This window comes from Botrimarina mediterranea (assembly GCF_007753265.1).
In the GTDB taxonomy this organism is placed as follows: domain Bacteria; phylum Planctomycetota; class Planctomycetia; order Pirellulales; family Lacipirellulaceae; genus Botrimarina; species Botrimarina mediterranea.
In genome coordinates this window covers 88325-99726 of the sequence record NZ_CP036349.1, presented here as the reverse complement: position 1 = coordinate 99726, position 11402 = coordinate 88325, and the positions used below count along the sequence as shown (strand labels likewise).

The 11402-nt window shown below is 59.5% G+C and carries 9 protein-coding genes and 1 pseudogene; 3 read left to right on the top strand and 7 right to left on the bottom strand.

The window, feature by feature from the left end:
- Positions 1-26 precede the first annotated feature (26 nt).
- The 5 genes and pseudogenes from Spa11_RS00440 to Spa11_RS23530 all read right to left on the bottom strand — a co-directional run.
- On the bottom strand, positions 27-1088 hold the full coding sequence (locus tag Spa11_RS00440; protein WP_145105284.1) for a glycoside hydrolase family 130 protein: 1062 nt from the start codon (positions 1086-1088) through the stop codon (positions 27-29).
- Positions 1085-1315 carry a hypothetical protein gene (locus Spa11_RS00435; protein WP_145105281.1) on the bottom strand — a complete coding sequence of 77 codons (231 nt, stop codon included), beginning with the start codon at positions 1313-1315 and terminating at the stop codon, positions 1085-1087. Before Spa11_RS00435 ends, Spa11_RS00440 begins: the two co-directional genes overlap by 4 nt.
- Before the next feature lie 97 nt (positions 1316-1412).
- Positions 1413-1826: a hypothetical protein gene (locus Spa11_RS00430; protein WP_145105278.1), complete on the bottom strand. Its 414-nt coding sequence runs from the start codon at positions 1824-1826 to the stop codon at positions 1413-1415.
- A 454-nt stretch (positions 1827-2280) separates the two neighbouring features.
- On the bottom strand, positions 2281-2814 hold the full coding sequence (locus tag Spa11_RS23175) for a hypothetical protein (protein ID WP_231933292.1): 534 nt from the start codon (positions 2812-2814) through the stop codon (positions 2281-2283).
- Positions 2815-2913: 99 nt separating this feature from the next.
- Positions 2914-3769: pseudogene (locus Spa11_RS23530) on the bottom strand (IS630 family transposase); the annotation flags it as partial.
- Here Spa11_RS23530 and Spa11_RS00415 point away from each other — a divergent pair.
- The gene (locus Spa11_RS00415; protein WP_145105272.1) at positions 3763-4173 is read left to right on the top strand and encodes a hypothetical protein; all 411 of its coding nucleotides are present in this window, start codon (positions 3763-3765) and stop codon (positions 4171-4173) included. The pseudogene Spa11_RS23530 and the gene Spa11_RS00415 overlap by 7 nt on opposite strands.
- A gap of 564 nt (positions 4174-4737) precedes the next feature.
- On the opposite strand, the gene Spa11_RS00410 is transcribed toward Spa11_RS00415, so the two are convergent.
- A complete protein-coding gene (locus tag Spa11_RS00410; RefSeq protein WP_197529631.1) occupies positions 4738-6903 on the bottom strand; it encodes a trypsin-like serine peptidase in 2166 nt (721 codons plus the stop codon).
- A 1022-nt stretch (positions 6904-7925) separates the two neighbouring features.
- Between Spa11_RS00410 and Spa11_RS00405 the strand changes: the two genes are divergently transcribed.
- Positions 7926-8555 (top strand): ECF-type sigma factor, encoded by a 630-nt coding sequence (locus tag Spa11_RS00405; RefSeq protein ID WP_197529630.1) that lies wholly within the window; start codon positions 7926-7928, stop codon positions 8553-8555.
- A 151-nt stretch (positions 8556-8706) separates the two neighbouring features.
- Entirely contained in the window at positions 8707-10740 is a 2034-nt protein-coding gene (locus Spa11_RS00400; RefSeq protein WP_197529629.1) for a bifunctional serine/threonine-protein kinase/formylglycine-generating enzyme family protein, read from the top strand.
- On the opposite strand, the gene Spa11_RS00395 is transcribed toward Spa11_RS00400, so the two are convergent.
- Positions 10727-11401, bottom strand: a complete 675-nt coding sequence (locus Spa11_RS00395) for a hypothetical protein (RefSeq protein WP_145105257.1) — start codon at positions 11399-11401, stop codon at positions 10727-10729. The two genes, Spa11_RS00400 and Spa11_RS00395, sit on opposite strands and share 14 nt — an antisense overlap.
- Position 11402 lies beyond the last annotated feature (1 nt).

The following is an 11402-nucleotide window of genomic DNA, read 5'->3' as shown; positions in this document are numbered from 1 at the left end:
GTGCGCCTCCTGGACGTGAAACGAAATCACCGTTCGCACAGCGATCCGAGCAATAAGCTGAGCGGGAACTCCACGACCCCCACGGCGGTGTCAGCGGCGCCGTAGAAGACCTTCAGCGTCGCTTCACTTTCGATGAGCGCCGTTGGGAAGACCACGTTGGGCACAACACCCTCTCGCTCGAAATCTGCAATCGGGCGCAACACGGGCGTAGAGCTACGGCGAAGAACCTTCCTCGGATCGAAAAGGTCGAGCACAACGGCGCCGGCGCAATACTCGCCAACGCCGACACACTGATCCGAAACGCCGCAACCGTGGTAGATCACTAACCACCCTGACGACAGCTCGATTGGTGGCGGTCCGGCGCCGATGCGTTCGGCTTCCCAGTCGATGAGACCACTGAGGAGGGGCTGGTGCTCGCCCCAGTGCAGCAGGTCGGGCGAGCGCGAGAGCCAGATTTCCGGCCGGCAGAAGTTGGTCTTCGCCGTGGGCCGGTTGAGTGCGACGTACTTCCCATCGATCTTGCGAGGGAAGAGCACAACGTCCTTGTTCTCTGGCGGAAAGATTACGCCGTGACGTTCGAATGTGATGAAGTCGAGCGTCGAAGCCAATGCGGTCGCAGCGCCATGCCGCGAGACGGCGACATAAGTGATCCAGTAGCGACCGTCGATCTCGGTGATGCGAGGGTCTTCAACGCCATACTCCTCGATTGGCGATGCGGGGAGGAACACCGGGCCAACCCTCCAAGCGGGATCGCCCCGAGCGGGCCGCCGCAACACTCTCAAATGAGAGATGGACGTGAGTCGTACTCTGCCATCGCTTTCCCGCCGCACCACACGGGGGTCGGTGCAATCAAGTTCGGCGACGGGCGTCCAGTCGACGACCGCGTCGCCACTCGCATCATAGCGAGGCAGTCCCACGAAGCCGGGCCTCTCATCGGATGGCGTTTCAGCTACTCTGACCAGCAACACGACCTCGTCGCCAACAACGACAGCGCCAGGGTTGAAGACCCCCAGCACTTTGAAGCGTTCGTTCAATGGCCGCACGTCCTCAGGACCAAACAGCCGTTCAACTCGATGGCGGAGCGTCATGTTCCGAATCGGATGGCGCCATTGAAGCCGGTCTTCTTGGCGCTGGCGTCCGGCTCGGGCGGGTTCGCCCGGACTTCGGCGGCGTGCTTGGCGAGCCGCGTTTTGTCGGCTTGAGCGCGATGGCATTGGGGGTGGATGCCATCGATGGAATACGACGAGTGACCGCACACGGGGCACTTCTTCTGGGCGACAGGCCGCTGCAGCGGCTCGGGTTTCTTCTCGCTCATCTTCATCCTTCTCCTCAAGAGTGCATCTCTAGTACGACGGCAGGCGAATCCTTCGCGTCAGCCGAAAAGTAATGTCAGGTCGTGATCACTGAACCATTTATACGAGAGCAGCGTCGTTCGCATTCCTGTCCTCGCCGCACGCGTCCATCGGCTGGACGTCGTAAGCCGTTGAATCAGCGCCTAGTGACAGCCGATGCGACGCCGTCAGCGGACTAGCCGGCGCCTTCTGCGCTGCGAAGACCGCCTCGGCCGTGGCCGCATCAAAAGTCGTTTCGTGAGGGCCGCGGGCGTTGAGAACCACTAGCTGTAGGCCGGGGAGTTCCATCGCACGGGCCAGGCGAACGCCAAGCAGGGGATAAGGGCGCCGCGTCGCGTCGACGCCGGTACGGAACACATCGAAGGCCGCTTGATCGGTGAACCCGAAGATCGCCGCACAGGGCCCACCGACATAGTCGTGGCAGCGTGGGCCATCGGGCGCCTCTTCCTCCGTCAGGAGAAAGTAGCGCGGCACAGTTTGGGGTTTTGAATCAATTGCCATCACTTCGTCTTTCCTTCTAACAGTTCTTGTTGTCACGCCACTTCAAGCAGGCGCGACGGAATACTTCGCAACAGCCGGCGACGCAACTTTTCCAATCTGGCGGCTACAGACACGCCGCCAAAGAAAGCTTGTCGCCGCTCAGGGCGTTTCACCCGCCTTGAGGTCGGCGCCCAACAACACGCCTGGCAATGCGGAAACCAGGGCTCTGAGCTGCCGGTGCGAGACGCCAGGGCCGTACGGAATCCGGAAGCTACAGCGACCCGTGACACGGCCGCACACAATCGGCTCGCTGGACTTGAAAACAAAAACGGAGCTAAGCGATGAGATCAGAACGTGTGCCGGCTGCAAGCCAGCAACGACGACTAAGCAGGCGTAGTCTTCGTTGCGAAGCCGAACTTCGAATGGGAGAACGGCTTCCGTCGGTTACCTAGCGCTTGTGAGAGGAAGCGAGAGACGAATCTCGTTCGAGTTGCCCGCAGGACTCCAACCGCTTGCACCGCTGTGAGACCGACTCGAACGGCATGCCCCTGCCGAGCTCGTAACGCTCGGCGCGAACAAACCAAAACGCCAGCCCGCCCGTGTTGTAGGAAGAGTGATCTGCTGAAGCCGTAGCACGCACTCCCATCGAACCCTTGCGGCCGGTCTTCTTCCACCCGCGTCGCTCCATGACGATCCGCACCAAGACGCCAATCGCTTGGCGAAATCGCTTCGTCTCAACGGAGGGCGCCGCGGCGAAGTACTCATCAATGGCGGGCTCGGCCTCGAGCTCGCGGATCACCCCTGCGAGCGGCGCACGATCGTGGTGAATCTCCGACTCCTCCATCCGTCGTTGCCGGTTGGAATCGCTGAAGAACGACAGCACGTCGTCAAAGGGCTGTGCCGGGTCGTTCAGCACGTCCGAGAAAGTCCGCCCCTGCCGGTCTTCGAGAAAATTCTTCCGAGTCACCGTCACGGCAGACATCCGCTGGTTCCTGAAGGGTGAAGGAGCAGGTACCGTTATTGTACCTGCAAAATCGTACGAAGGATAGGCACTAGAGCATTTCCACGAATACCGTTCTCGGTATCCGCAGTGTCGGAAGTAGGCGAGGCACTCGTCCAGAGGGAACTTGTCGAGCAGGGCGTTGATGGCTTGTCCGAGTTGTTCGACAGTTCTGGCGGCGGCCTTCCTGAGCAGGGCCTTGAGCTTGGCGAAGGCCAGTTCGATCGGATTGAGGTCGGGGCTGTAGGGCGGCAGGTACTCTAGCCGCGCGCCGGTCGCTTCGATCGCCTCGCGGACCCCGGCCCTTTTTGTGGCTAGAAAGGTTGTCCATGATGACGGTGTCGCCCGGCCGGAGCGTCGGCGCGAGACATTGCTGGACGTAGGTCAGAAAGACCTCACCATTCATCGGGCCTTCGACCAACAGCGGGGCGGTCATGCCCTCGGCCGCAACGCACCGAGGAAGGTGGTCGTCTTCCAGTGGCCATGGGGAACCCGATCGACCACGCACGCCGCCCGGCCGTGGGTCCGCGTCATCTTGGTGCTCGCGCCCGTCTCGTCGAGGAACACCAGCTTCCGCGGGTCGAGGTGGGCCTGCCAGAACCGCCAGGCGGTCCGCTTGAGCGCCACGTCGGGCCGGTCCTGCTCAGCGGCGTGCACCACTTTTTTTGAACGTCACGCCCAGCCGCCGCAGCGTGTTGTGCACCGTGCCGATGCAGACGGCCACGCCCAGACGATCCCGGAGTTCTCGCAGCGACGCGTCCGGCTGCTCCTCGACCAGTTCGAAGAGACGCTCGCCGTGCTCGGCGAGCTTCGGCTTGGGGCCTGTCCTGCCCCGCCGCGGGGCGATCTGGCCGGTCTTCCCGCCGCTTTTCGAGGTTGTAGAGGCTGCTCGATGAGATCGACGCCAACACGTACGCGGCGAAGTCGACGGTGCTGCGCGATCAGGTCGGCCGGCTCAGCGTGGAACTCGAAGCGACCGACCGCGGCCGGGCCGAAATGGATGAGATCGCCATCAAGGCGTTTGAACTCTCGCAAGTCCTTCGCGAGAAGTGGCTTACGGCCGATTACCGGGCTAAACGTCGTCTGCTTGAAATCATCGGTTTGAACTACCGACTCGACGACGTAAGTCTCGTCCCTGAATGGAGAAAGTCCTTCGACGTTCTCGCCGAAGGGCCTCTATCTGAAGAAAGTCGGGCCGACAGGATTCGAACCTGCGACCTTTTGACCCCCAGGCCGATTCAGACGGTATTTCAAACACGCTCGCGACTACGAAGAACCCTTATATCACAGGGCTTTACGAAACGCCACCCATTGCAAGAGCATGCACAAAATTGCATTTAGTTTCATTTAAAGCAGCACGGAAAGCAGCATAGATTTACCCCCACCTACCTTTTGCGACGGGAAGGCAAAGGGATGCAGCTGGTCGTTGGCTACAATGTTGCGTGAACGTCGTCTTCACACCGTCGAGCGACTTGATCGTTGAGAGTTCGGTATCCAGGGCGCTCACATTAGGGTTGCTCTTCTCGCTGGGCGTCCGCACTTGACTTTCGGACCACTCGCCCATCATCCGGCCACGCTTCTGAAAGCCAATCACTCGACACCTTACGTCGCAGGGTGCTCGTAAAGATCGTCACTACATTGCTTATCGGACGGGTAAGCGCTTCGGCGACAATCGACGCTCAAATCCCGGAGTTATTGCCTAGCCCGTTCAAGGTTCGGTCATTGGATGGTTCGTATTGGCGTCACTGTATACTTTATGGGCATGATAAGCGGCTCAGAGCTTCATAGCATGCTGCGGATTACCAAGCCTGCGCCATGGTAACCGAGGTACCGGCAAGATCACAAAGAAGCCCGCCAACGTAGTTGGCGGGCCCCGGTTAGTGACAGTGATGAGTAGCGTCGGTGCTATGGCTGGTCGCTTTCTTGGAGCCATTGCTCAAGATCGGCCCGCACCCCACTTGTTATACGGGTGCTCTTGTTAGGGCAGCCGCCGTAATTGTGAATCCCTACCGCTTTGGCGCTCGTCGTGAGAACGGAGGCTGAGCCACTCTGGCCTCCGTAGGTGTCGAGCATGTACCACAGTCGGCCCGGCTGGACAGTTTGCAGTGGATCGCGATCCATCCATTGCTGGCCGATAGGCCGGTCGCCCGGATAACCAGATAGGAGAATTTCAGCGCCTTGGAGGTCGCTGTCTCGTGCCACCGCGATATTGTGGCTCCCCGGACTTACGCCAGTACGCGAAAGGAATTCTGAATTTAACAGGATAGCGCCGTAGTCACTCTGCACGAGCCCACTCTGTTTCCAGTCGTTCGATGCTCGCAAACGCGAGCTGGGAATCACTTGCGAACCGAAGGGACGGGCCGAATCATTCATGCCAGGAATTACTTCCACGCTTTCAAAGAAGTTACCGCCATCACCTTGATGCACGCAGTGCCCGGCGGTTACTACAAGACGCGGCCCCATCAACCACCCCGTGCCCCGTGCTCCGCCTCCGCCGACAAACTTGATAATGAGCTGGCAGTTGGCGCTGTAAGGATAGGTCGATGTGTTGGTGACACGCACACGTTCATCGGGCAAGCAAACCGACTCCGGTGGCTCGAAGAAGAAGGTCTCGATGGGAGGCAATTCTTGGTCCGCAGCGACCACTAAGGGTAAGTCGTCTGCATTTACAGCCTGTTTTGCATGAAGAACTATGGAACGGTCTGTGGGGCCGATCGCTTCCTCCTCTGAAGCCAGTCCGAGTTCGTTCAGCTTTTCCATACGCTCGACCTGTAGATCGGGCCGGAAGCTGGCTGTGATCGCGCTCGCAACGGAACTAGACTCGCCCTCGTGAGCCGCAGTAGAGACGACCGGTGAGATTTCGAGCTTGCTAGACTGGGAGGCTTCGGCTGCCTCTAGAGGAAAAAACTGGAGAATCTTTTTAGCGTCGATGCGAATTCCACGGCCGAAGTCGATTGTGCCGTTGGCGTCTCCGGTGCTGGGATTACCGCGGAAGTCTCCTTTCACTTTCCAATCGTAGACAACAACCTTCTTCTTGCCATCAAACGGAACTCGTACCTTGATTACGTGTCGAGATCGGATATACGCTCTCCCGCGAAGTTCTCCTGTCGATGTGTTGAACGACAACTCTTCCCATCCAGCCGATCGTTCGTTGCCTTTGGCGAGTGACTTCAGCAACTCGGCGGCCTTTTTTGCCGCGGGCTTATCTCGGTAGTCGACAATCGCTTCGGGCGATAGCTCGCTATGGCCATCGTCTCCAGAAATCCCTTCGAGCTGTTGCGCGAACAACCTCAACACCGCTGCTTGTGGACGACACGATTCTCCCGACGCCTCCAAATCATCGGCCAATGATCGCACTAGCCTCAGCAACTGTCCTTGCTCGGCTTGCTCAATCGATGACTGGAGTTGGAGGACAGATTTTTCTTCATGCAGGATCGCTGCTGCACCCGCCGCGAGCGTCTCGTAGAGCTGGCGTTGTTCCGCAGAATCGGCTTGATCGAATTCGGCGTCACCGCTCTCCGGAGGGGCGGTCGCGAATTCTTGGAGAAGATCAGCGACGGATTCCACAAGGACAAGATCAGAGAACACGATATCGGCGCTAACGTCCGAAGCTAGTTCCTGAGCGGATTCTCGGAGATCTTGGCCGTTTAGCCTTCCAATATGGGCAAGAATGGCGTTGCCGACACGGCCTCTTCCTCCATGCTTTTTTTGATCCTTGATCAGAACAGAGCCACTCCGTGTGATCTCGTAACGAGCGGTGACTCTGCCGGAGGCCTGATGGTCGCTAGTGCCACGCTGGCCACCGAGCACGTAGTCGGCGTGACGTTCGCGTCCAGAAAAATGGTACGCGACCTTACCTTGGTAGAGTTCGTTGTCACTGTCAGGAGTTACATACAGCTCGCCCGGATAGGTCAGCCAATGCTTGACACTTCCCGTGCCGAGCGAGTTCCGATTATTTTGCTGCCCTTCATCGATTGGACCCGCCGCGATTCGTAAAGCGGACTTCAGTCGGCTTAGATCCGCCGCGTCGTCCGCTCGGGCGCCGGTAACGACGCAGGCGACCAGCGACAAGATTAGGACCACTCGCCCAGTGGTTGGCATGGTACGCATAGTTACTCTCTCATAGGTTTCTAGACGGCAATAAGAAGCTCAAGAGGGGCTTGTTGCGGACGGCGCCTCCGTATCTGGCAGGCGTCGATCCCTTCGATAAACGACGACATAGGTGCGCATCGGTTACAGAAGCACTTTCGACGTCTTTTCGACGCGAACCCTCGTGCCTAAAGACTGCAGCAGCGGAAAATGCATGCGCCTGCGCAACCGGCCCAGCACCAGTAGTTGGTGCCACAAGACAGACAGCCTGGCGCACAGTCTCGCAGGCAAGACCAGTCGCAGCTGGGACCAAATGCTTCGAGCAGAGAGTGCTCCCCTTCGATCGACACCGTACAGCTAGAGGGATTCAGCAAGTTATCGCACTTGAAAACAAGAAGTGCCGAGAAGTACTCGGTGTTCGCGACCGAGATCGTGACCCGTATGCGGACCGATACTTCGGGCGGGATCAGATCGGCGTCTTTGATCTCCCAGCAGAGCTTGATGGGGACGCCAAGTTGCGGGATTGTCACACATCCCTTCTTTCCGTCGGCCGTGCCAGTAGCTAGAACGGGCCGCGAGCCGATCATCCAGAGGCGTTGGGTCGTGTAACCCTCGGGTGCGGACTCAGCGGCCTGGGATTTCAGCGACGCGAGAGAATCGAGACTGAGTTGCACAATGGCGGGTGCAGACCCGCGGCTGTTGCAGCCACACGACATTGAAGGGTTCCTAGATCGGGGTGAGTTTTGCTTCTTTGCGTCCTGCAAGCGGAAGTCTTCCTTACTGTCGAGTCGGCATGGCTGTGCGTACGCTCGCTGCCTGCCATTCGCTTCCTCGTAGCCCTTGAACGGCCCTATTCACCAACCGGGTTCCAGCAAAATCGCCCGCCAAAAAAGTGAAGACGGTTGGGCATACGCAAGAAAAGGTGGGCGCTGCGGTCTATGCCACCTCCACGCGTCTGGGTAGTGTGAGAGGAGTAGGCAAAGTCAGAAACTAGGCTCTCGATCGTGACCACTGGCTCAATAAGCGAATGGATTTCCAGCCTGAAAGGCGGCGATTTTGCCGCAGCGCAAAAGCTTTGGGACCGCTATTCGGGGCGGCTCGTCTTGTTCGCGAAACGGCAGTTAAGAACGGCTTCTCATCGAGTTTCCGATGAAGAGGACATCGCGCAAAGTGTCTTTGCTGTAGTGTGCCGAGGGGCTGAAATGGGGCGGTTCGCCGACGTCCAAAATCGCGACGAGTTGTGGTGGCTGCTGCTAGCCATTAGCCGTCAGAAAGTCGTTGACCTCCACCGCAGTGAATCAGCTCTCAAGCGTGGGGGGGGTAGGGTGCGTACCGAATCCGCCCTTCAGGCGTCGTACGGCAGGGACTTGAAGTTCTCTCTCGACCAGCTCGTTGGCGACGAGCCAACGCCAGAGTCGCTTTTGGTCATAGACGAGCAGCAGCGGCGGCTGCTCGGGATGTTGCGAGATGACGTGGTGCGACGCGTCGCAATCGCGAGAATCGAAGGCTACACTGTCTCCGAGATCGCCGGGGAGCTCGCGATCAGCCCCCGGTCCGTCGAGCGCAAGCTCCAGTTGATTCGCAAGCGATGGGCCGAGGACCTAGGCAATGCTACCTCCTCAGCCAGCGTCTGACTCACCGAATCCGTTGTCAGATGACGATTGGGTCGATGTCCGCTGTGATGAGTGTGAGACTAGGCTCCGCCGAGGCGAAAGTGTCGATCTCTACAAGTTTGCGCAACAGTGCGATCCAAGATTGCATGATCGGCTGGTGCACGAGCTGCTTGTGCTCGACATCGACTACGCGAGCAGGTTGCGAACCGTTACTCGCGACGAATATCTAGCTCGCTACCCCCAGCTCCGCCAACAGATCGAGGCACTCGATTTCCATATCGGGATTGACTCCAAGGGCGCAGAGCAGCCGACGGCTTCTTGGGTCGCGCCGGCGATAGAAGGTCTTGTCAAAGGACGCGATATTGCTCATTACCGCCTTGTACGAAAAGTGGGCGAAGGCGCGATGGGGCAGGTATGGCAGGCCCATGACCTTCGGCTGGACCGCACCGTCGCGCTAAAGCTACCAAATGCTATCGACATGTCGCCGGACGTCCGGCAGCGTTTCCTGCGCGAGGGGCAAGCCGCCTCGCAGCTCCGGCACCCGAATCTCGTGACCGTGCATGCCGTTGGCAGAGATGGCCCCTATGCCTACATAGCCACCGAGTTCATCGAGGGCGGGGATCTAGGCCGCGAGCTAAAAGCGGGGCCACTTCCTGTGAAGCGAGTCGTCGAGTTGGCCGCAGCGCTCGCTGAAGCGTTGCACCACGCCCACCAGCACGGCGTCGTTCACCGAGACCTCAAGCCGGCCAACATTCTCCTGGACTTGGACGGCGTGCCCCGCATTACCGATTTCGGGTTGGCGAAGTGGGAACGCGACGCGAGCGCCTTGACGGCGCACGGACAACTTTTGGGGACTCCCGCCTATATGGCGCCCGAGCAGGCGCTCGGCAAAACCTCGGAGATCGATTGTCGGACCGATGTCTACGGACTAGGTGCGATCCTCTACGAGGCATTGACTGGACAGCCGCCGCACTCGGGCGACCGCGCGGCCGTGCTATTGAGCGTCATTCATATCGACCCGCCGATGCCACGTCGGCTCCGACGTAGCGTCCCGCGCGACCTCGACACGATTTGTCGCAAAGCTCTTCAGAAGCGGCCTGAAGGCCGGTACGCGACCTCGCAAGAACTAGCCGTTGACCTGCGCCGATTTCAGCGGGGCGAGATGATCTTGGCTCGGCGGGCCAACCCATTGCGACGGCTTCTGCAGACCGTGCAAAGGAGGCCCGCCGCAGCAGTAGTGGTGTTGCTCGCTACACTACTGGCGGTAACAGCATTGGCATTCCGGGAGCTGCAGTTGCAGAATCGTGAGCTTCGTGGCGCTCGGGAAGTCGCAATCCTGACGGCGCCCCCCGGAGCGCAAGTCGCGTTTGTGCCAATCGAGGAGACAACCGGACGGTTACTCGTCGAAGAGATGTCGTCTAAACCGATCGAGGCGCCAGGGAATGCGCGACTCACCCCGGGTGACTATTTGGTTGCGGCTCGCTGGAACGACGGGCGGTTTCACGAAGTCTTTCGACGAGTCCCCGCCAAGTCAGTCGATGCTCCCGGGCAGTTTCGCCACACACGCTGGTTGATCCGCGAGAACAATGTTATTGAACTGCCACCGATAGAGGCGCCACCGAACCAAGTGGTCGAAGGCATGTTGCGGGTGCCGACTGAATCCGATGGGCCGGTCGACGACTTCATTTTAGTCGATCCCTACCCAACGACTTTCGCCCAAGCTCTCGCGCTACGGCAGGGGCGACCCTTTGGGGATCCACGCAGCCATGGCGCGCCGAACTCACCCGCAACCGTCAGCTACGACCAGGCGGTGGAGCTTGCGGAGCGCGCGGGCAAACGGTTGCCTACTGAACGAGAGTGGGAGCTGATCTCGCGCAGGTCGAAAAGCAACGAAGGGGCGCATTCGTCCGGCATTAAGGGATTGTTCGCAGGGCTCGCCGAGTGGACCACAACTCCGGCCGGAGCGGCGACAGGGACTAGGACGCTCACCAACAGCGTCGCTTCGCTCTCGGACACCCGCATCGCCCGCGGCGCGGATCGCGACCGCCTCGACAGTGGAATTGAGCCGGACGAACCATCACGCAATGCGATGGCTTCCGTTGTTTTGTGGCGGCACGAAGTACGGCCTCGGCTAGTATTTCGCTGCGTTCGGAGCAGTCGTCCGCGTCTCGACACCGACGACTTCCGTTTTCTTACTGAGCAGTGAGGAGCAGTATCCGAGCCCCGCGTTCGTACTGCAAAGCAAACGCCTTACCCCCGGGCAGTTCGCGAATCCCTTCAGTGGAAACCCGGTAGTGCTGGACATCGCCGCTCGCGGGGCTTTGCATCTCGAAGGCCACGTGAAAGACACGCAGAGGATTGTTTCGATGGTCGTCATTGCGGCCGAACAGGCAATAGGTAAACACTTTTGCAAGCGTCTCGACCTGTTCCCTCTTTCCGTCTTCTCGCGTCCGAGGGGCATACTGGAAGTTTACGTATCTCCATCGGAGCACGTCGACACACTCTTCCGCCTCAGCGCAAACGGGAAGCGGGTACGACGGATGAACCGGATAGTCAAGGCCCGGAAAGTTCGCGTAGTTCAACCTTCCGGTGCATTCCTCGTTCTCGCAGATCTCCGGCCAATTGTCGCTCTCACCGATTGCGTACGTAGGCCACGGTTCAGCACAATCTTCGTCTTCGTGGAACTCAGCCGCGTACAGAGTGCCAACCGGCAGCACCGTAATGGGGTTCAGGATGCAAGTCTCCTCGTAGGGCTCGGCCACCTTCGCTGCGCGGTCGGCGCCTTCTTGAGCGATAGAGCGCTCCACCACCATCGCGAAAAGGATAAGCAGCGCGAGGCCAAGGAATACAAAATTTCGACGTGACATG

What these genes read in the sequence shown, in the direction of transcription:
- Spa11_RS00440 (WP_145105284.1), bottom strand. Translation starts at nt 1,088, where the DNA reads ATGACGCTCCGCCATCGAGTTGAACGGCTGTTTGGTCCTGAGGACGTG.
- Spa11_RS00435 (WP_145105281.1), bottom strand. Translation starts at nt 1,315, where the DNA reads ATGAGCGAGAAGAAACCCGAGCCGCTGCAGCGGCCTGTCGCCCAGAAG.
- Spa11_RS23175 (WP_231933292.1), bottom strand. Translation starts at nt 2,814, where the DNA reads ATGTCTGCCGTGACGGTGACTCGGAAGAATTTTCTCGAAGACCGGCAG.
- Spa11_RS00395 (WP_145105257.1), bottom strand. Translation starts at nt 11,401, where the DNA reads ATGTCACGTCGAAATTTTGTATTCCTTGGCCTCGCGCTGCTTATCCTT.